The sequence below is a fragment of the Thermodesulfobacteriota bacterium genome, assembly GCA_036397855.1.
GTDB lineage: Bacteria > Desulfobacterota_D > UBA1144 > Nemesobacterales > CSP1-2 > DASWID01.
Genome location: DASWID010000020.1, coordinates 1 through 21,775 on the forward strand (window position 1 = coordinate 1; position 21,775 = coordinate 21,775).

Annotated in this window: 21 protein-coding genes; 15 read left to right on the forward strand and 6 right to left on the reverse strand. The window is 39.8% G+C overall.

Annotated elements, in window-relative coordinates; genetic code table 11:
* The 5 genes from VGA95_01325 to VGA95_01345 form a co-directional block, all read right to left on the reverse strand.
* On the reverse strand, positions 1–312 hold a 312-nt coding region (locus VGA95_01325; GenBank protein ID HEX9665178.1), incomplete at its 3' end, for a universal stress protein.
* A 144-nt stretch (positions 313–456) separates the two neighbouring features.
* Positions 457–1,323, reverse strand: a complete 867-nt coding sequence (locus VGA95_01330) for a universal stress protein (protein ID HEX9665179.1) — start codon at positions 1,321–1,323, stop codon at positions 457–459.
* A 126-nt stretch (positions 1,324–1,449) separates the two neighbouring features.
* Positions 1,450–1,632, reverse strand: coding sequence for a DUF2934 domain-containing protein (locus VGA95_01335; GenBank protein HEX9665180.1), 183 nt, complete (start codon positions 1,630–1,632; stop codon positions 1,450–1,452).
* Between the two features lie 130 nt (positions 1,633–1,762).
* Positions 1,763–2,218 (reverse strand): Hsp20/alpha crystallin family protein, encoded by a 456-nt coding sequence (locus VGA95_01340; GenBank protein ID HEX9665181.1) that lies wholly within the window; start codon positions 2,216–2,218, stop codon positions 1,763–1,765.
* A gap of 289 nt (positions 2,219–2,507) precedes the next feature.
* Positions 2,508–2,990 (reverse strand): adenosine-specific kinase, encoded by a 483-nt coding sequence (locus VGA95_01345; protein HEX9665182.1) that lies wholly within the window; start codon positions 2,988–2,990, stop codon positions 2,508–2,510.
* A gap of 193 nt (positions 2,991–3,183) precedes the next feature.
* Here VGA95_01345 and VGA95_01350 point away from each other — a divergent pair, with 193 nt between their 5' ends.
* The 12 genes from VGA95_01350 (at position 3,184) to VGA95_01405 (ending at position 15,149) form a co-directional block, all read left to right on the forward strand.
* On the forward strand, positions 3,184–3,768 hold the full coding sequence (locus VGA95_01350) for a GNAT family N-acetyltransferase (GenBank protein HEX9665183.1): 585 nt from the start codon (positions 3,184–3,186) through the stop codon (positions 3,766–3,768).
* 268 nt (positions 3,769–4,036) lie between these two features.
* A complete protein-coding gene (locus VGA95_01355; GenBank protein HEX9665184.1) occupies positions 4,037–6,331 on the forward strand; it encodes a PAS domain S-box protein in 2,295 nt (764 codons plus the stop codon).
* 1 nt (position 6,332) lies between these two features.
* Entirely contained in the window at positions 6,333–7,682 is a 1,350-nt protein-coding gene (locus tag VGA95_01360) for a sigma-54 dependent transcriptional regulator (protein ID HEX9665185.1), read from the forward strand.
* A gap of 369 nt (positions 7,683–8,051) precedes the next feature.
* Entirely contained in the window at positions 8,052–8,441 is a 390-nt protein-coding gene (locus tag VGA95_01365) for a CBS domain-containing protein (GenBank protein ID HEX9665186.1), read from the forward strand.
* 65 nt (positions 8,442–8,506) lie between these two features.
* Positions 8,507–8,968, forward strand: coding sequence for a universal stress protein (locus tag VGA95_01370; protein ID HEX9665187.1), 462 nt, complete (start codon positions 8,507–8,509; stop codon positions 8,966–8,968).
* 489 nt (positions 8,969–9,457) lie between these two features.
* On the forward strand, positions 9,458–10,531 hold the full coding sequence (amrS, locus tag VGA95_01375; GenBank protein HEX9665188.1) for an AmmeMemoRadiSam system radical SAM enzyme: 1,074 nt from the start codon (positions 9,458–9,460) through the stop codon (positions 10,529–10,531).
* Between the two features lie 383 nt (positions 10,532–10,914).
* The gene (locus tag VGA95_01380; GenBank protein ID HEX9665189.1) at positions 10,915–11,343 is read left to right on the forward strand and encodes a CBS domain-containing protein; all 429 of its coding nucleotides are present in this window, start codon (positions 10,915–10,917) and stop codon (positions 11,341–11,343) included.
* A gap of 179 nt (positions 11,344–11,522) precedes the next feature.
* Complete coding sequence (locus VGA95_01385; GenBank protein HEX9665190.1) at positions 11,523–12,260, forward strand: ABC transporter ATP-binding protein; 738 nt, start codon at positions 11,523–11,525, stop codon at positions 12,258–12,260.
* Positions 12,253–13,188, forward strand: coding sequence for a SufD family Fe-S cluster assembly protein (locus VGA95_01390; GenBank protein ID HEX9665191.1), 936 nt, complete (start codon positions 12,253–12,255; stop codon positions 13,186–13,188). The genes VGA95_01385 and VGA95_01390 overlap by 8 nt, the downstream gene beginning before the upstream one ends.
* Positions 13,189–13,308: 120 nt before the next feature.
* Positions 13,309–13,692: a DUF2267 domain-containing protein gene (locus VGA95_01395; protein ID HEX9665192.1), complete on the forward strand. Its 384-nt coding sequence runs from the start codon at positions 13,309–13,311 to the stop codon at positions 13,690–13,692.
* Positions 13,693–13,938: 246 nt separating this feature from the next.
* Positions 13,939–14,847 carry an RNA polymerase factor sigma-32 gene (locus VGA95_01400; GenBank protein HEX9665193.1) on the forward strand — a complete coding sequence of 303 codons (909 nt, stop codon included), beginning with the start codon at positions 13,939–13,941 and terminating at the stop codon, positions 14,845–14,847.
* A gap of 41 nt (positions 14,848–14,888) precedes the next feature.
* A complete protein-coding gene (locus tag VGA95_01405) occupies positions 14,889–15,149 on the forward strand; it encodes a bacteriophage holin (protein HEX9665194.1) in 261 nt (86 codons plus the stop codon).
* Positions 15,150–15,386: 237 nt separating this feature from the next.
* Here the strand turns inward: VGA95_01405 and VGA95_01410 are convergent, their stop codons facing one another.
* Positions 15,387–16,139, reverse strand: a complete 753-nt coding sequence (locus tag VGA95_01410) for a DUF72 domain-containing protein (GenBank protein HEX9665195.1) — start codon at positions 16,137–16,139, stop codon at positions 15,387–15,389.
* 354 nt (positions 16,140–16,493) lie between these two features.
* Here VGA95_01410 and VGA95_01415 point away from each other — a divergent pair, with 354 nt between their 5' ends.
* From VGA95_01415 to VGA95_01425, 3 genes are all read left to right on the forward strand, one after another.
* A complete protein-coding gene (locus tag VGA95_01415; protein ID HEX9665196.1) occupies positions 16,494–16,844 on the forward strand; it encodes a hypothetical protein in 351 nt (116 codons plus the stop codon).
* 218 nt (positions 16,845–17,062) lie between these two features.
* On the forward strand, positions 17,063–20,635 hold the full coding sequence (gene nifJ, locus VGA95_01420) for a pyruvate:ferredoxin (flavodoxin) oxidoreductase (GenBank protein HEX9665197.1): 3,573 nt from the start codon (positions 17,063–17,065) through the stop codon (positions 20,633–20,635).
* A gap of 76 nt (positions 20,636–20,711) precedes the next feature.
* Positions 20,712–21,710, forward strand: coding sequence for a dihydroorotate dehydrogenase-like protein (locus VGA95_01425; protein ID HEX9665198.1), 999 nt, complete (start codon positions 20,712–20,714; stop codon positions 21,708–21,710).
* Positions 21,711–21,775 lie beyond the last annotated feature (65 nt).

Genomic DNA, 21,775 nt, shown 5'->3' on the forward strand with positions numbered 1-21,775 from the left:
GGCATTCTCTCTTCGAGCGCATTCCAGTATCTCGACACCGGGGATTCCTTTTGAAACCATTCCCTCGAAGCCAATTCCCTTGGCCTCTAATGTTTTAGCTAAAGACGAAAGCTCTGACTTTAGGTTCTCCTCTACCTTCACCGTCCAATCGTGAAATTCGCTTTGGAATAGTAGCTTCTCGGGCTTAGGTATTACGTGGATACCGATTATATCTGAACCAAAATTCTCCGCGAAGAGAACAGCATACTTCAGGGCCTCTTCAGACACCTTTGAACCATCGGTTGCCCATAAAACCCTTTTAATTTCTAACAAGATTCTTCCTCTATATAATTACTTTCCGAATAGATAGCCTATCTTAAAATTAAATCTTGAGAGTAGAAAGATCAAGAGTGGTTGATTATCAAAATTACAAAATATAAATAAACGGTATTTTTTAATACATACACCTAGAATAGATTATGAATATGGGGTAATTGTTAATACCGCACAAGGCGCTTCCTGTATGACCTTTTGAGTGACACTACCAATAAACTCGTCTCTAAACTTTCCACCCCCATAGGTCATCATTACTATTAGATCAATATCTCTGGATTCCACAAATTTAACAATACCACTCCATGCATTCTTTGAAGCCTCTACTGAAACGTCTATATTCTCACCGATTTTTACCTTGCCAATGTTTTCCTTGAGTTCTCTGAAGCAGAATCCCTTCATCTGTTCTACGATCTCGGGTGGGAACATCTGTTCCCCTGTCTCAACGACATTAAGTATGTAAATACGTGCTCCAAACAACTTTGATAACTCAATCGCATACTTGAAATCTCTATATAGACCACGTGACTGATCTGTAGGGACCAATATTCTCTTCATTCCCGATCTTCCTGAATCCTCCCTAGCAGTTAAAACCGGAATATTCGACCTCCTCAGCACCTTGAGCGCCGTTCCACCTAAAATAGATTTCTCAGTCGCCCTTCCCTTTCCCAATGCGATCAAGTTAACCTTCTTTTCAGTTGCAACTCTCAATATTTCCTTATACGGAATTCCATTCACAAGTTCTTTCTTGAAGCTTAGTCCCTTTTCACTGAAATCCTTTTCAATACCCTCAAGCCTTTTCTTCTCCTTTTCTTTTACAGATCCCTCCATCCATTTAACAAATCTGTTCTTCTCTTCTATAGGGAAACCTTCTATCACACCATAGTAGTCAGGCACTACTGAAAGTCCTATTACACCAGCTTTATATTTAAGTGCTAAAATTTCCACATACTTAAGAGCTTCAGATGCGTCTTTTGAACCATCGGTGGCCCAGAGTATTTTATGAATCAATTAGGAATGATCCTCCCTTCTCGTTTACGTTAATTCAGGTTTAATTTGATTATTATATATATTTTTGAACTCTTCCTCTAACGTAAAAATTCTCTAGATTTAATTTTTAAGATAGTTTCTTCTTTTCTAACTCTTCTTTGCGCTCTTCACGATCTTCTCAGCTTCGAGCCAGTCATCCAGTTCACAACCATGTTCTCTCCCTCTCTTTTCATAAAGTTCGTAAGCCTTCTTCCCTATCATTTCTTGAAGTGCTTCACTACCTAGCGTAGCTCTTCTCCTCGGGCGTTTTGGGTTTGCCTCTTTGGCCATTATTATCACCTCCGTTTGATTAAAATCAATACTATAATCCCGCAACGCTTACAATTTTTGTAGCCTGTGCGATTATAATAATCCAAATGAATCAGGAGGCTCTTCTTCGAAGTCCCACCATTTTAAGCCTTTACTTCACATCGACCGTAATCTCTTTAGGCTTAGACTCTGGAGACTTTGGAAGATGTATTTCCAGTATGCCATTTTTAAAATTGGCTTTCACTTTGTCAGACTGTACTTTCTCGGGAAGAGTAATTGTTCTTGCGAAGCTGCCATAGGATATTTCAGAGTAATAGTAATCTTCATCCTTTTCTTCCTTTTCCTTCTTTGTCTCCCCCTTGATTGTAAGCGTGTTATCCGTTAGAGAGATATTTATATCATCCTTTTCAACTCCTGGAACCTCGGCTTTTACAACTATCTCATTCTTCTTATCAATCATATCTACCGCCGGCGAGATCCCTTCTAATTCTCTAAACCTTCTCCACATTGGAAGTCTTCTTCTAAACCCTGGTAATAACGGATCTTCAAAAAATTCCTCAAACAATCTCTCCATCTCTCTCGATGGTGCCCATTTCATCAGAGCCATGATAACTACCTCCCGTTTTTTGTATTTACACTATTGACCTAATTGCAATTCCCATGCCACATTCGGAATTGATCGTAATCGTCATTGAATAATTAGTAGTAAATCGCGGAGGGTTCGAACCCCATGTAATATGTATGAAAACCATACATTCTACATATTATTTATGGAACACATTAAATATAACACTTATACAATGAAGACCTTATCTTAATATAATCTTTAGAAAGTCAAGGTTTAATTGTCAAACTATCATTAATAAACATGGACGATCGAAGAGATACCATCCACTTCAAAGCTTGTACCCAATTTCTCTCAACAATGTTCTTCTATTACCAATATCCTCTTCTGTTTCAATTCCCTTAGATTTAAAACCATCGATAACCCCAAGAATCCCCCTGCCATATACTGATTCCGCGATAATTACGTCAACTGGATTTTGTGTTGCACAGAATATTGTGCAAACCTCCGGCACATTTTTTATCGAGTTCAACACATTGAGTGGGTAGGAAGTTCTCTGGAATATAATAAAACAGTGCCCAACCGAAAGGTTTAGGGCGTTATCCTTGGCTAACTCTATGAGCTCAGAATCAGTACCACTGTATCTAACCAGGCAAGGCCCCGAAGCCTCGCAGAATGCAATCCCGAACTTTATTCCAGGTACCGCATTTACCATCGCTTCATGAAGATCCTCTACGGTTTTAATAAAGTGGCTTTGACCGAGAATGACATTGATATCCTCTGGCTTCTGAATTTTTAAGCTTATAAGCTCCATTTGCACTCTCCTTAAAAATTTTCTCTTTTTAGATTATCACAACAACTATTATTTATTAATTTAAGTATGAAAATCGCGTTTTTTGACATATTTCGGACAATCTGACAATAATGTCAACTTTTCAAATTAAAAGCCACAAGAAAATAGGATAGTTGTATATGGTACGTAATTTGCAAATTCAGGACATAAAGAAATGGAGATGTATCCAAAAAGGATTATTCTAAGAGATGATACCGAAGTGGTGATAAGGCCTCCTGAAAACACCGATGGGGAAGGTCTATTCGAATTTTTCTCCAATATCCCTAACTCCGATCTCTTAATTTACAAAGATGACCTTTCAGAGCTGGAAAACAAGGAAAATTGGTTTATGAGCGATATATACGGCAAAGTTTTTAAGTTAGTCACACTTAGGGGCAATGAGATAATCGCGACCGGCACTCTTCACAAAGAGGGCCTTTTTTGGCTCAACGCAGCTGAGATAAAGCTAGTCGTAGATCCACGAAATCGGGGGAAAGGAATTGGTTCTAAGTTGTTTAACCACCTGTTATTCGAGGTCTTTCAAATGAGAATGCGGAAGGTTATTGTGCGATTCACCCCCGATAACATAAGTTTCATAAGAATAATTGGGCATTACGGCTTTAAACCCGAGACGGTTCTCAGGTGCTACATAATAGATGAAAATACTAATGAGAAAAAAGACCTTATAATAGCATCATTCAACCTAGAGGAATGGGCAAACAGATTTGAATTCTACAATATAATTTTGGGTGGGAAATAACTGATTACCACTGATTGCATAGTTTATAAAGCTCCTTTTATACAAATCATCGATGCTGGGCATTTTAGTTCGCTATCAAATTCTCCCGAGGCTAATAACAGTAGCTTTTTGGGGAGAAATTTGTGGCTTTTAATCGATATTATATATAGTCCTTCGTAAGAGAATATAACATTATTACTCTAAAACATTTAAAATGATATTAAATGAATCAACTCAAAGAACTAATAACAATCAAATAGAACCTACTTACCCCTAGAGGGACTCCGTTATGGAAGATACATATAAGACTAAGAAAGAGCTCTTGAGAGAATTAGCAGAAATGGAGAAGAGAATTGCTGATCAGATAGATTCAGAAAATCTTATTAAGAAAACGGACGAACCGACAATTAACCTCGGTCGAATTCTTGAAGAATCACTCAACGAGATTTACATCTTCCATGCCGATACTCTGCGCTTCCTTAAAGTGAACAAAGGGGCACGGATAAACCTTGGTTATTCGATGGATGAACTGTGTCACCTTACACCCATTGACATCAATACTGAGTTTACACACGAATCCTTTACTAAACTTATTGCGCCTCTACGAACTAAGAAGAAAGAAAAGATAGAATTTCTCGCTGTTCACAGGCGGAAGGACGGATCGCTGTATCCTGTAGAAGTCCATCTTCAAACCTCGGTCTTCGACGGAACACAAGCTTTCGTTGCAATTGTACTTGACATCACCGAACGAAAACAAGCAGAGGAAAGATTCAGGCTAGTAGTAGAATCTTCCCCAAGCTCTATAGTGATGGTTGATCAAGAGGGAAAGATAAGACTCGTAAACTCTCAGGCGGAAACATCTTTTGGCTATAATCGTGCTGAGCTGATAGGACAGAGTGTCGAGATTTTAGTACCGGAGCGTTTTCGTAATAAACATATTGAATATCGTAAAAGATTCCTACTTAGTCCAACAGCCAGGCCTATGGGTGAAGGACGCAACCTCTATGCACTTAGAAAGGATGGGGCAGAATTCCCAGTAGAGATTGGGCTTAGCATTATCCATTCAAACGAGGGAACAATGATCTTAAGCTCCGCGATTGACATATCAAAGCGTAAACTTGCAGAAGAGGAATTAAGGAGGGAAAGGGAAAAGGCACAGAAATATCTTGATGTGGCAGAAGTAATGCTTGTTTCAATTAATGAAAATGAAGAAATAACGATGATAAATAAGAATGGATGCAGGCTATTAGGATATGATGAAAAAGAAATCGTAGGTAAGAATTGGTTTGACAACTTCATACCGGTATCAGCCAGAGAGGATACCAGGACAGTTTTTAGAAAATTATTAAAACGAGAGTTTGGAGTATTCGAATTCCACGAAAACAAAATCTTGAATAAAGCCGGAGAAGAGAGACTAATAGCCTGGCATAACTCTCCTTTAAAAGACGACCTGGGCAGAATAGTCGGGACCCTTAGCTCAGGAGTAGATATAACAGAGCAAAAAATGTCAGAGCAAATTCTCAGAGATAGTGAAGAGAAGTTAAAATCCATTATGGATAACACGACAGACGCTGTCTTGGTTTATGATGAACGAGGAAATATAGTTATCCTGAATAGAGAAGCATCTAGATTGTTTTGTGATGAAGAAAGGAATCAGCTAACAAAAGTCTGGGAAATAATTCCGCCCGAAAACATTAATAAATTCGATGAAATACTTAAGAGTGTAAAACAGGGAAACAGATTATTGGATTACGAGATGGAAAAGGTACTAAATAACGGCGAAAGAATCGCAGTAAGTGTCGCTTTATCCTACATGCAATCAGACGGTGGTATGTTTTTTGAAACAATACGAGATATAAGGGAAAGAGTAGAATTGAGACACAAAATCATTGAACTCGAAAAAACCCAATTTGTCGGGAAGATGGCAGAAGGAGTTGCACACCACATGGGAACACCTCTTGCATCCATGCTACTTAGGGTGCAAATGCTAAAAGAAGACATACCAAGCCTAGAGAAATATAGAAGCATAATGGAAAAGCTTGAGTCAATTGAAAGACAGATATTTTATGGACAGAAGATCATGCAGAGACTGCTCAAATTTGCAAACAAACCCGAAAATGAGAAACGTCCCGAGAAAATCTCATCAATCATTGAAGAAGCATTTGAGATAGTAAAACCTCTTTGTAAGAAAACTGGAATAAAACTTGAGTTATCAGTTGAAGATGATCTATGGCTTCTCGCTGACGTCGATTTAATCCAGTTAGTTTTTTCAGACATGTTAATGAATTCGATAGACGCTATGCCCGAGGGAGGAAAGATCTCTCTAAAGGTCACAAACGATATGCGAGAGAATTTCATTGAAATAATAATCACCGACACAGGCGGAGGAATCCCAAAGGATATTCTCCCCCTCATTTTCGAACCATTTTTTAGTACTAAACCGTCAGGCAAGGGAACTGGGCTCGGACTATCTGTAGCGAAAAGAATTCTTCATGACCACGGCGGTGAAATAAGTATTGAAAGCACTGAGGGTAAGGGGACCAGTGTTCACATAAAAATCCCGCCTATTCCAAGGAGATTATAAATTGAGCAACTTCAGAGTCCTGGTAGTTGATGATGACGAAGAATTGGTGAGTGCCGTTAAAGAACTACTAGAAAGAAAAAAATATGAGGTAATCACCGCATACTCTGGAAATGACGCAATAGAAAAGGCTTCAACTATATCAGAATTAAATGTCGCCCTATTAGACCTTGTCATGCCAATGATGGACGGTTTAACATTACTCGATAAGCTAAAGGTTATTCATCCCGACTTATCGGTAATAATCATCACAGGACATGGCACAGTTCCAACCGCTGTAGAAGCGATAAAGCATGGTGCTTTGGACTTCATAACCAAACCCTATGACAAAGACGTCCTTCTGAACAAGCTCGAGGCAATCAAAAGGACATATGAACTGGAGAAACGGGTAACTGAGCTCAAGCAGATTGTATCGGAAAAGTACGGATTCGAGGAGATAGTAAGTGGATCTAGGATAATGAAAAGGGTATTTGAAAGGGCGTCCGCAGCCGCACGCAGCGATGCTCCAGTATTTATAGTTGGAGAGACAGGCACGGGTAAGGAGCTTCTAGCCAAGGCAATACACTTAAAGAGCGAAAGAAAAGATCATCGCTTTATACCAGTAAACTGCGCTGCTATACCTAAGGAGCTCATGGAATCAGAATTATTCGGATACAAGAAAGGATCCTTTACTGGAGCGATGAAGGATCACGATGGACTTTTTTTAGCTGCAAATCAAGGGACTATTTTCCTTGATGAGATCGGAGAAATGCCAAAGGACCTTCAAGTAAAGCTCCTTCGGGTTCTCGAGGAAGGTAAGGTAAGACCATTGGGCCAGACAACCGAAGTTTCATTCGACACGAGAGTCATATCAGCAAGCAATCGCGCTATGGAGGATTTGAAGACCAATGCGTTGAGAGAAGACCTCTTTTTCAGGCTCGCCGTGATAGTTATGGAGCTCCCCCCGCTAAGAGATAGAAGAGAAGATATCCCATTACTGATTGAGCACTTCATAAAGAAATTTAATCAGAAATATTCGAGGAATATCAGAGGTGTTTCCGAAGGTACCTTATCCTCGATTTTCCAGTATGATTTTCCCGGAAATATAAGAGAGTTAGAAAACCTTTTCGAAGGGATAATAGCCGTATCTCCTCCAGAAAAGGAGATGATTACCGAGAAAGATTTAAAAGCTCATCTCGTTTGGAAGGAGACAAAGGCTTCAGAGCATACTCTGCTTTCACTGGAAAAGCTTGAGAAATTTGCCCTTGAGCAGGCAATGCGTCAAACGCAGGGCAATAAATCAAAGGCCGCAGAGATTCTAGGCATCTCGCGAGATACACTATACAGGAAACTAAAACATTTCAGTATCGAGTAGTATCTCAGATCCGATCTCAAATGTAAGTAATAATTGTTTAAGATGACCGTTGGAATAAATGTCATTTAATCTTATCGATATTTGCACTTTTGTTTGCTTTCGACTACCGCGTTTTTGGCACGCATACACAGATTGCCAATTTCTAATGCTCGAACCCGTTCTCTATTATCACTATTATCACTGAAATCCCGAACCTTCTAGTACCTTAGACTAAGGGGTCTCAAAACAACAGTTTTTGATTTAGACTGCCGATAAAAATCTGTAAGATTTTCATACACCTGACAATGTTTGAATCTTGAATATATCAAAACAATTCGAACTTTGCTGGCACTCATATTGCTAATTATATTCCTTGAACGAGATATTCTAATGCGCGTAAAAGATTTCATGACTCAAAACCCTTTAACTGTTTCCCCGCTGGACAACATTCAAAACACCTTCCAGGTTTTGATTAATAATGGTATTCACCAGGTTCCGGTAGTTAGTAACGGTGACCTAGTGGGAATAGTCACCGATAGAGACCTAAGAATGGCACTCGCCGAGGATATAATGGACGCAAAGGTTAACATTGGTACTGTGATGAGCAAAAACCCTGTGAGTGTTACAGATGATTTAAAAATAGTCGAAGCAGCGAAAATAATTCGCAAAAGAAGATTTAACGCCCTTCCTGTCATCAATAAAAAAGGCGAGCTGGTTGGCATAGTGACAGTTAGGGACATCCTAGACGGCTTAATTAACCTGTTTGAAATTTCAAAATAGATTGAGGAAACTTAAGAATAGGAGACAATATTGCTCCAACACTAAAACTAACGGAGAACTAAGAAATGAACATCGAAAGAATACTATTCCCGACAGATTTCTCAGAATACTCTGAAAACGCAAGGGATTACACTATCTATCTAGGTCAAAAACTAGACGCGGTCATATACATTCTTCATGCGATAGAGCCATTGGAATACCCTGAGCTAGACGAAGAAGTAAAAATATTTTTTGAAGAAGTGGAAATGCAGATGGAGAAAAAAATTGATAAGGAAAAGGAGTACTTTTTGAAAACTGGCCTTAAAGTGGAGACAGACACAGTCATAGGTCCCAGATGGCGTGTCATAAATACATTTGCTAAAGAGAAAAATATCGACCTGATAATCATGGGATCTCATGGCCTAAAAACGAAAAAAGACGAAATTGCATTAGGTACCACAAGTCATAAGGTGATTTTCACCGCACCCTGTCCGGTCTTAATAGTTAGGCAGGAACATGGAAGAGTCGACATAAATATTCCGGCTTAGAATAGTTAAAGACAGGCAAATACAATAAAATTAATTTAAAACCTTGAATTATTTCTGAGCCTTAGAACCCTTTCACTTTAGTCATACCGAGTATCGCCAATAGCTTTATTAGACATAAGGTCCTCTAAAAACTTGTACTAAATCCAAAGCTTATTGGTTAATCCTTTTAGATAAACAATAGAGCTCTTTCCCGGCACCATTCTTGCACTTTAGGGCCTGTGGCGCATAGTAGATGAAACTATCAAAAAGTTTGAGTAAAAAGGAGGTCTTGTTGGCATAGCTACAGATAAAAGCAAAAATACCTTCTATCGCTATCTTATGGGTTGTGATTTTGAAAAGTTGACAAAAAAACTCAGAGAAAGTGAATCGGGCGTTCACATTAAGCATCTTCCGGGTGCTAAAAACTATTCCTGACAATTTCCTCAGAATATACAGGATCAAAGCTATCGATCTGATTAAAAACTCAAGAGGGAGTAATTAATATCAAACGTGAAAGAAGCTTCGTATTACGAAAGATTAGATGATAACAAAGTGCTTTGCAGGCTTTGTAGTCATTTTTGTGAGATAAGAGAAGGTAAGAGAGGTGTATGCGGAGTACGAATAAATCATGGTGGGAAATTATATACACTTGTGTATGAGAGGGTGATAACACGCAACTTAGACCCGATCGAGAAAAAGCCCCTTTTTCACTTTTATCCTGGCTCAAGAGCTTACTCAATAGCAACAGTTGGCTGCAATTTTCGGTGCTTCTATTGTCAAAATTTTGAGATTTCACAATATCCAAAGGGTATTCACTGGCATGAAAAAGTAATAGAAAGTGAGGAGCCAGAACCTATCTGCCCAATGCTTGAGGAGACAATCCCCGGTGAAAAAGTGACACCTAAGCAAATCGTTGAATCGGCCATATCTTCTGGCTGTGAAACAATAGCATACACTTATACTGAGCCAACAATCTTTTATGAGTTAGCCTTTGATACCGCAAAACTTGCCGTTCAAAAGGGTCTTAAGAATGTATTCGTCACCAATGGTTACATAACAAATGAGGCACTAACCGGCATCAAGCCTTATCTGCATGCAGCTAACATAGACCTGAAGGGTTTCAACGAGAGGTTTTATAAGAAGATATGCGGAGCAAACCTGCAACCTGTTCTGGACGCCATAAAAACCTATAAGGGCCTTGGAATTTGGATCGAGGTTACTACGCTCATAATTCCTAACCATAATGATTCAGATGAGGAATTAAGACAAGTAGCAGAATTCATCAAGGGTGTTGGAGTGGAAATTCCATGGCACGTAAGTCAATTTTATCCGGCTTATAAACTTATTGACCAACCAATAACACCAATCAGTACATTACGTAAAGCAAGAGACATCGGTTTATCTGCAGGGCTTCGATACGTCTATGAAGGAAATGTGCCGGGAGAGGGTGGTGAAAACACCTATTGTTATAATTGTAAAGAAGTCCTTATTGAAAGATACGGCTTCTCTATACTTAAAAACCATATTAAAAACTCTCAATGCCCTTACTGTGGCACCTGCATAGATGGAGTTGGGCTCAAATAAAGAGTCATAGTCGCAAGTTTAAAAGCTAAAATCTTAAATTTTGGGCGACCATAAGTTCAGCGCTTTAGGCTAGAGTCTTTTTTAATGATTAAATGTTGGTCATTATGATTGCCATATAAATTGATTAACCGCTCTCAATTACCAAATCTATAAGCCAAGCCATTTTTAAAAAAAGGGTATGCCTTAATCCAAGATTAGATTGACAGATGTCCTAGATTCTGACGTCAAGATTCTTATAACTCTCAGTTTCGATTCATGAAATTCTTAAATACTTCAGCTTATTATGAATAGGAAATTCTTTGGTACGTGCCTTGCAACGGTATTCAATATTAAAATGTAGAAAAGAATTTTAGCAGAATTCAAATAGCAAGGAGGTATGTCTAATGAGTCTTAGAAATCTATGTCGTAGAGAGGTAGTTTGTGTAAATCTCGGAACATCGGTTAAGAAAGCGGCGCAACTCATGGAAGAGAAAAATATAGGAAGTTTGATTGTCGTTGAGAAAGAATCAGTTAAGCCAATTGGTTTAGTAACGGATAGAGATATTCTTTTGAGGGTGGTAAATAGAGGCCTAAATCCCGAAAACGTTCCAGTTGAAGAGGCGATGACGAAGAATATCGTTACTTTAGATGAGAGAATGGGTCTGTTTGAAGCACTCGAGCAGACTAGGGAAAGCGGTATGAGAAGATTCCCAGTTGTAGATATCAATGGTCATTTACAAGGCATAATCACGCTTGATGATATTATTTATCTTCTTGGTAAAGAGATGGGCGACGTGGCCAGCATAATTGAGAAAGAGGGACCCAGATTATAAATTCAGAGGCTACTTAAGAAGCACCCAAAACGCTAGTAAAATCGGCAATCGTGGGAAGCGATTCTGCCTCTTGACCCCCTTTTCTCGATTATCGTATCTAATTAATTTTACTTCCTTTTTCAACGCTTGAAACGACGCTGTTCAATAAGAAAAAAGGGTTGTTGTAAATCATACGAGAGGTGCTCGGAATTAAAAAGAAAAACGCTCTTCTGGAGATAAAAAATCTCACTTGCGAAGTAGGAAATAAGCGAATTCTCGACAACATCAACATCACTTTCGATGTTCAAGAAGTCCATGCGCTTCTGGGCACAAATGGAACTGGAAAAAGCACATTAGCTTACAATATAATCGGGTGTGAAGGATACATACCTAAATCAGGTGAGATATTATTTGAGGGAAGGATTATCAATAAACTCAAGACCCACGAAAGAGCGAAACTTGGAATCACGATGGCATGGCAAGAACCTGTAAGATTTGAAGGAATTTCGGTAAGAGATTATTTAACAATCGGAAATAAAGAAATAGACCCACGTTATTATCTCGAACTTGTGGGCCTGCACCCAGAATTTTATATAGATAGAATGGTCGATAAAACACTCAGCGGTGGTGAAAGAAAAAGAATTGAGCTCATTTCGATTCTTACGCTAAATCCAAAATTTGCCATACTCGATGAACCCGACTCTGGTATAGATATGCTTTCAATCCAGGACATCGTAAACGTCATCGATGCTTTTCGGGGCAAAATGACATCTGTACTCTTAATCACACACAGGGAGGAGATAGCGAGAATAGCAGATGCAGCGTCATTACTATGCGGAGGTCATATTGTTTGTTCTGGAGAACCCGAAAGGGTGACGGAATATTATAAATCGAGAAGATGCATAGTTTGTGATGGGGAGTTATGTGTGTATGCTTGAACTTCAAAAATTATTAAACGCCTACGGAGAGTCCGGAGGGGACAAGGGAATTCTTACCGATAAGAATATTCCATGTATTTTTGCAAGTAGACACAGTGTATTGAGTATGAGAAAAATAGAAGGTCTTGATGTTCAAGCAAAGGAAACTCCTAGCGGTGTAATTGCAAATATCAGGGTTATCGAAGGCTCCAAGATAAAGAGCCCTATTTATCTTTGTTTTGGAGTGCTTAATAAAAAGGGAGAACAGGAAATCAAAATGGACGTGAAACTTGAGAAGAATGCTTCTGCCTCATTTATTGCCCATTGTCTATTTCCAAATGCTGAGAGGGTAAAGCATACTATGGATGGGAGAATAGAAATTGGAGAAGGTGCAGAAATGAAATACTCAGAAAATCATTATCATGGACCCCTTGGGGGTACTGAGGTTATACCAAAGGCAATCATAAAGGTTAGAAAGGGAGGCAAATATTTCGCAGATTTTAATCTAATTACAGGAAAGGTGGGAAGACTTAATATTGATTACTCAGTTGAGGTCGGTGAAAACGCAGTAGCTGAGTTAATCGCAAGGGTTTTCGGTCATGGCAATGACGTCATAAAAATCAATGAAAAGGTTTTACTTGCGGGTGAGAATTCGCGTGGACTTATAAAAACAAGGGTTGCAATTGAGGATCAGGCAATATCAGAGGTTATAAATATTACAGAGGGTAGTGCTAAAGGTGCTAGGGGTCATATGGACTGTATGGAGATAGTAAAAGACAAAGCTATAGCAAAGGCAATACCAATCGTGAATGTATCACATCCTCTCGCAAAGGTAACACATGAAGCCGCAATCGGAAGTATCGATAAAAAACAACTCGAAACCTTGATGGCTCACGGACTTACACCCGAACAAGCCGTAGATGTGGTCGTAAAGGGTGTACTAAAGTGATTTATAGCTTCCACCTGCTTATTTCCATACTACCGAGGACCTTGTCACAAGTTATTCTCAGTAATGGCATAAAATTTGCCGTATGACATTTTATTACCTTTAAACGGGATTGGAAAAAAGATGGACAAATTAGAATTCTTCAAAAGATTTCGGCAATATGCAAATATAAGCACAAGGGAAGAGAGTGAAGCACTCTGTAAAGTAGTTTTTAGTCTACTCAGCTCGAGACTGACAGAGAATGAGAGCAGAGACTTAAGGGCCCAGCTCCCTTCGGAATTAAAGGAGATGTGGAAAGTAGAAGAGGGAAAAGGGGTTACAAAATTTCACAAGCGCGAATTTTTAGAAATGATAATGCATGACGGTAACTTAAACGAATTAGAAATGGCGGAGAAAGCAGCAAGAGGTGTTTTTAAAGTTCTTAAAGAACAAATCACCAAGGGCGAAGCAGAAGATGTTGCCGCACAGTTACCCAAGGATCTAAAAGAAATGTGGATTTCAAGCTGATTCTACATGTTCTCTGATAATCATCTCAATAAAAAATATTATCTCATTCTTTTCGTCTTGAGCGATTATTCGAGTAGATAGAAGAGAACAGCTAATTCTCTTATATAAATATTGATAACGATTTTCTATAGACCAACTCGACGTTCATTTGCTTCAGGATTTGCTGTTACTTGGATAATAATGGTAATAGTTGACACAAAATTTAAACCGCAATAATAAGAAAAGCTTCTTATTTAAACTTGAATCATGTATGAAGAAATAGAAGAAACAGAAGGTGCGAGAAAAAATTTAACTAAGCTACTTCCTGTTCCTACCACCTCTTTAGAGCACTATTTAGCAGAAATCTCAAATTATGCTATCCTCGGCCGGAAAGAAGAATACAACCTAGCTATGAAATATAAAAAAGACGGAGACTTAGAGGCGGCAAGAAAACTGATTACTCATAATTTGAGATTTGTGATCAAGATTTCTAATGAATACAAGGACTACGGTATGAACATCATGGATTTAATACAAGAAGGAAACATCGGGCTAATGAAGGCCGTGCAGAGATTTGATCCAACAAGGGGTTACCGTCTTATTTCCTATGCAGTATGGTGGATAAGGGCATACATTCAAAATTACATTATTAGAACCTATAGCCTTATAAAACTCGGAACTACAGAAGCGCAGAGAAAATTATTCTATAAACTCCGCTCAACAAAGCTCAAGATGGGTATTACTGATGAAAAACCCACATATAAGGAATACAAGGCTGTCGCTAAGAAACTTAAGGTGCCAGTCGAATCTGTGATAGAAATGGACCAGAGAATTATCGGTAAGGAACTGTCACTTAACGCATTGGTAAGCAGGACTGGAGAGAAGGCTACATACATGGAATTTATTGAGGATCAGGCTGCAAGCCAAGAAGAGCTAATCTCGAGTATTGAAGAACAGGAAAAGGTTAAAAAGAATTTAAAGATTGCGGTTAAATCATTGAATGAGAGGGAGCAGTATATAGTTAAAAATAGACTTTTGAAACTTAAACCCCTGACACTTGAGGTACTTTCTAAGGAACTCAAGATCTCAAAAGAGAGGGTAAGACAAATTGAAAAAATAGCCTTGAGAAAGATGAGGAACTTCCTTGAAACCAAGGGCATAACAAGTGCACTTTAAAACGGGAAAGATAAAACTATCAAATTCAGGAGGAATTAAAAATGAAACTAAACACTAGAGCATTCGCGCTCACATGTGGGATAATATGGGGACTTGGACTTTTCGTTCTTACATGGTGGATGATCGCATTTGGAGGAGCAACTGGAGAGAAAACGATGATCGGGAAAATATACATCGGGTACAACATCAGTGCAGCAGGCAGTTTAATAGGGCTCATATGGGGATTCGTAGATGCACTCATCGGAGGTGCGATATTCGCTTGGTTGTATAATTTAATTGCTGCAGGGAATTCAAGAGCATAATAGGGGAATTTGTAATCATTTCATTGCAAAAACTATGTAGGGTGCATTCCCCGGACGCACCAAAAATAAATCCGCATATTTCACTAACACGCATTTAATTGCCCGTTCCTGAAACGGCTACATTTTATGAATCTGTGATAAATTTGGCGATCTTAAGGTCGGCCCGACGTTTAAGAGTTTTTTCACATAGCGGAGGACTTCAGTCCTCCACTTCCGAAATCTCGTAAGCCGTTTCAATTATTGGCGGATTAATCCTATAAGTTCTCTCGCGTTTTCAATCGCATATCCATGAAAATCATTATTGAAATATGTATAAATATCAAAGCCCTTGGAATTCCATATCTTTATCTTATCAGCCAGATCTCCTAATTCTTCAGAATTATATTTCGAGCTAAAAAGCTTTTCAGAGCCGTGCATCCTGATATATATAAGATCGGCCGTAACCACCTCCGCCTTCGGATATCTGGGGGAATCCGCTATCACCCATGCAACATTATATTTTCTTAGCATCCTGTAGAGCTCGTCATCACACCAGTTCTCATGCCGGAACTCAAAGGCGAATCTTAGATCTTCATTCGCTATTTGCTGTAAAAATTCTTCTAATCTTTTAACATTTTCATTGGTAGCTCTAAAACTTGGGGGGAGCTGGAAGAGGATCGGACCCAATTTTTCCTTCAGATTCAATGTATTTTCCAAGAATCTATCCCATGCTGATTTCACATCTTTTAAACGCCTAACGTGGGTAATGAAACGGCTGGCCTTTACTGCAAACACAAAATTATCCGGTGTTTGGTTGTACCAGTTTTCATAGGTTGTTGATTTAGGTAAATGATAAAACGAATAGTTTATCTCGGTGGTCTTAAAATGATTAGAGAAATATCTAAGTCGATCCTTTGGTCGAAGATCCTCCGGATAGAAAATACGATTCCAGTGGCTATAGACCCAACCCGAAGTCCCTATGTATATTTCGCCTTTAGTCTTCTCAGACATAGCCCTAATTTATATGCCAGGGTCGGCAACTAAGGAAATTTACAAGAGTCCAATTCGATCCTGAAGCGAAGTCGAGACACTGACAAAGTTAACTGGCATCATATTCGCCCAAAAACCATTTCTCAGATCAAGCAATAAATAAACGTTAAGTAATTAATTACACATTACAAAACCCTAACAGCGGTCTTATTCCTAATTTTCGATTAAATCAAATTATTTTTATGTCATGTGAAAGCAATTTGGCATGTATTTTGCACAGTAGAATAATGGTCATTGTTAAAGAAGTTGATCGCTCTTTATATATTATGCACCAAATGTTTACCAGTGAATAAATTAACATGGAGGCTATAAAATATGATGACAAAATCGAAATCGGATGAAGGCTATAGATCAAATAGACGCATGGAGTGGTATTTTGATGAGGTATTGAACGAGGATCCTCATGATGAAGCCTCCGATGACAAAAAGGTAAAGTTAAGAGGTAAACTCGCTCCTCACATGGAATTCTTTTTTGATGAAATCACAGAGAATGTAACAGTTCGATGCCCTATTACTGGAAGGAATGCCAATGTGGAGGCGACAAGGAGTGCTTTTAGACACGATTCTCCCTTTGTTGACGTGACATACTGTTCTATTTTTGGTTGTGCACCAAGCTGTGATAAGAAATGTCTAAAAAGAATTAATCATATGAGACATTTTAGTTAATTATGGGAATATATCTTATAGCTGAAGTCCTTCACAGATTTCGTCCCGGCATGAATAAATGATATCGTAAAGCCCTCCATAATCATTGTCCTATTTTCATACATCGGACGTCGCTTCTATTATGGTCCCGCGTTTTTTGGTATCGAAATTACCGTGACGTTACTAGGAGATTAAAAAAACTCATATGGCATTTAAATTGCAAAATCAGACATAGAAAGATGATTGAAAGAAGCTTCGAAACTTTAGATGGAAATCATGCCGTAGCCTCCGTTGCATACCGATTGAACGAGGTTATTGCCATCTATCCCATTACACCGGCTTCCCCAATGGGTGAATGGTCAGACTCTTGGTCATCGGAAGGGAAGCCAAATATTTGGGGCACTGTTCCCCTGGTAGTAGAGATGCAAAGCGAAGCTGGCGCCGCAGGTGCGGTTCACGGCGCTTTGCAGACCGGCTCACTCTCGACTACCTTTACTGCTTCCCAGGGACTTTTGCTTATGATTCCCAACATGTATAAGATTGCTGGTGAACTAAATTCTACAGTATTCCACGTTGCTACTCGTTCGGTGGCGGGGCATGCTCTTTCTATTTTTTGCGATCATAGCGATGTCATGGCCACTCGCCAGACTGGTTTCGCCCAATTGTGTTCATCTTCGGTGCAGGAGGCAATGGATTTTGCGTTAATCGCTCAAGCTGCAACACTAGATTCCCGAATCCCTTTTATTCACTTCTTCGATGGATTTCGAACCTCTCATGAAATCTCGAAACTGGAACTGCTATCGGATGACGATCTACGCTCAATTATTCATGAAGAACTTATTATTAAACATAGAGAGCGTGCCTTATCCCCTGACCATCCTGTGATTCGTGGAACTGCTGAAAACCCAGACATATTCTTTCAATCACGTGAAAGGGCTAACACATACTATATTAACTGCCCGGATATTACTCAAGAGGTGATGGAAAATTTTTCTAAACTCATCGGTCGCTCGTATAAGCTCTTTGAATACCATGGAGCGCCAGATGCAGAGAGTGTAATAGTCCTTATGGGATCTGGGGCAGAAGTAGTACGTGAAACTGTGGATTATATCAATGGGATAGGAGGTAGGGTAGGGCTAGTTAAGGTACGTTTATATCGTCCGTTTGACAAGAAGCGCTTCATAGAATCTCTCCCCTCTACTACAGCAACATTAGCTATTCTCGATAGAACGAAAGAGCCCGGAAGTGCCGGAGAGCCTTTGTATTTGGATTCAGTTGCTGCAATTCATGAGGGTTTAGTCAATGGTTGGGGAAACCTAAAAAACCTCCCTAAGGTAATTGGCGGTCGTTATGGGTTATCTTCAAAGGAATTTACACCCGCAATGGTGAAGTCGATTTTTGAGCATACTCTTTCCGAAAGACCCAAAAACCATTTTACAGTTGGTATACGAGATGACTTAACTCATACCAATATTGATTACAGTCCGGAATTCTCTGTAGAACCCGATGATGTTTATCGTGCCCTGTTTTATGGCCTCGGCTCAGATGGGACAGTGGGCGCAAATAAAAACTCAATAAAAATCATTGGAAGACACACGGATTATTACATACAAGGATACTTCGTTTATGATTCGAGAAAAGCTGGTGCTGTCACCGTATCACACCTTCGCTTTGGTCCACGTCCTATTCATTCAGCTTACCTAATTGAAAAAGCAAATTTTGTGGGCTGTCATCAACACATGTTCTTGGAACGCTACGAAATTTTAAAACATGCAGTTCCAGGGGGGGTATTTCTCCTCAACACCTTTTATGGTCCTGATGAAATATGGGACAAGCTTCCTCGTTCTATTCAAAGTGAAATTTTTGAAAAAAAACTCAAGTTTTACATAATCGATGCATACAAAGTAGCTAAAAAAAGTGGTCTTGGAAAACGCATAAACACAGTCATGCAAGTTTGCTTCTTCAACATTTCAAAGATTATCCCTGAAGAAAAAGCTCAGGAGGAAATTCGAAGATCAATATGCGATTCATATGGAAAGCAAGGTGCCGAAATAGTTAATATGAACCTTAGAGCAGTTGATAACACCCTAGAAAATCTATTTGAAGTAACGGTGCCGGATATCGTCGATAGCGTGATTGAAATACCACCACCAGTTTCGGAAAACGCCCCTCAATTTGTTAGAGAAGTCCTCGGCAAAATGATCACAGGCAATGGAGACGATCTTCCAGTAAGTGCTCTACCCCCAGACGGGACGTTCCCAACCGGAACCGCAAAATGGGAGAAGCGAAACCTTGCGACCGAAATCCCTGTATGGGAGCCAGAAATATGCATTCAATGCGGCAAATGCTCTGTTGTATGCCCTCATGCGGTTATTCGTATAAAGGCCTATGATCCCAAACACCTCGAGGATGCCCCTAACACGTTTAAATCAACCATAGCAAGAGACGAAGTGTGGAGGGGGATTAACTATACAATACAAGTAGCTCCTGAGGATTGTACAGGATGTGGAATATGCGTGGATATATGTCCTGCGAAAAGCAAGACTGAAACCAGAATTAAAGCACTCAATATGCATCCTCAACCACCCTTACGCGAAGATGAAAGAAAAAACTGGGATTTCTTTTTATCGATTCCAGAAGCAGATAGACTCGTCCTACACAACACAAGTCTCCGCCAGCAACAGGTTCAACAGCCCTTATTTGAATTCTCTAGTGCCTGTCCAGGTTGTGGAGAGACACCTTACATAAAATTAATTAGCCAGCTATTCGGGGATCGGCTGCTTGTAGCAAATAGTACCGGTTGTTCTTCCATTTACGGAGGGAATCTCCCGACCACTCCATGGGCTCAAGACAATGAGGGAAGAGGACCGGCTTGGTCCAATTCACTGTTTGAGGATAATGCTGAATTTGGACTGGGATTCCGACTCTCTATTGAGAAGCAAATGGAATTTGCTTCTGAGCTTTTGAAGAAGCTGTCCCCATATATCGGGGAAAATCTCGTATATTCAATCCTCAATGCTGAGCAAAAGAACGAAGCAGAAATTTACGAACAACGGAAAAGAGTCTTCACTTTAAAGAAAAAACTCAAAGACATCGAAACTAGCGAAGCACGTTGTCTCCTGAGTACGGCAGATATGTTGGTAAAAAAGAGCGTTTGGATCATTGGCGGAGACGGCTGGGCCTATGATATTGGTTTCGGTGGCGTTGACCATGTACTTGCAAGCGGAAAGGACGTTAATATACTGGTTCTTGATACCGAAGTCTACTCCAATACCGGAGGACAGATGTCGAAGGCAACTCCTCGAGGGGCGGTAGCAAAGTTTGCCACCGCAGGGAAACCCGCTCCTAAAAAGGACCTCGGTTTAATAGCCATGACATATGGGAATGTTTACGTAGCAAGTGTTGCTATGGGTGCAAGAGACGAACACACATTGAGGGCATTCATCGAGGCAGAAGCTTATGAAGGTCCATCTCTTATTATCGCGTACAGCCACTGCATTGCCCATGGAATTAATATGACGAGGGCAATGCGAAATCAAAAGGCAGCTGTTGATTCAGGTCAGTGGCTGCTATATAGATTTAATCCTGAGCGTGCAAAACAGGGTGAAAATCCCCTACATTTAGACTCTACTGAACCTAAGATAAAGGTCCAAGATTATCTCTACATGGAAAATCGATTCAAAATGCTACTGAAGACTCGACCAGCCGATGCAAAACGCTTGTTCAAGGACGTGCAGAATGACGTAAACTCGCGCTGGAAACTTTATGAATATCTAGCCGCAAGAGAACCTTTGACCAAAAGGGAAAATTAACAACGATGATTACTATCAAGCATTAACAGGAGACATAAACGATAGAAAACTGCCTTAGGCGTGAGGAGGTAAGACAATGGATTTGAGCACAAACTATTTAGGAATGACACTTCGCACACCCTTAGTACCATCAGCATCCCCACTATCTGAGGAGATTGACAACATCAAGCGTATGGAAGATGCAGGTGCATCGGCCATAGTGCTTCATTCTTTATTCGAAGAACAGCTACGGTTGGAACGCTATGAGCTACATCACCACTTAACCTATTCAACCGAGAGCTTCGCCGAGGCACTTACCTTTTTTCCAGAGCCAGCTGAGTTCCACGTTGGACCAGAGGTTTACTTGGATCATGTCCAGAAAGCAAAAACGACAGTTGACATTCCAATAATAGCCAGCCTCAACGGAGTTTCGGTCGAAGGATTGAAGGACTATGCGAAAGAAATAGAGAACGCTGGTGCAGATGCATTAGAGCTTAACCTGTACTATATTCCAACCAGCATGGATCTGACTTCCGAACAGGTTGAGAATACATATATAAACATCGTCAAGTCAGTAAAATCCGAGATTAACATTCCGATAGCTCTGAAACTGAGTCCATTCTTCACCAATATGGCTTATATGGCAAAGCACTTTGCACAGGCTGGAGCTGACTCGTTAGTACTATTTAATCGTTTTTATCAGCCAGACATTGAACTCGACACGTTAGAGGTGCGCCCAAATATTATTCTGAGTACACCGCAAGCTCTACGGCTTCCTCTAACATGGATTGCGATTCTCTACGGTCATGTGAATGCGGACTTGGCCGCAACAAGCGGCATACATACAGCACAGGATGTGTTAAAAATGCTTATGGTCGGTGCAAATGTCACTATGCTTTGTTCAGTACTTTTACGCCATGGAATTGAACAAATCAAAATAATCGAGCAAGGTATGCGTGATTGGATGGAAGAGCATGAATACGAATCAGTAAAACAGATGCAAGGTAGCATGAGTCAGATTAATTGTGAAGATCCCTCTGCTTTCGAAAGATCGCAATACATGCGGGGACTTCTAACCTTTGTACCGACCGTTTAGAAGAATGTAAGTTATACTGGAATGAATTTTGCTGTCAGGTGTAAATGGTGACTCGTTACAGACAA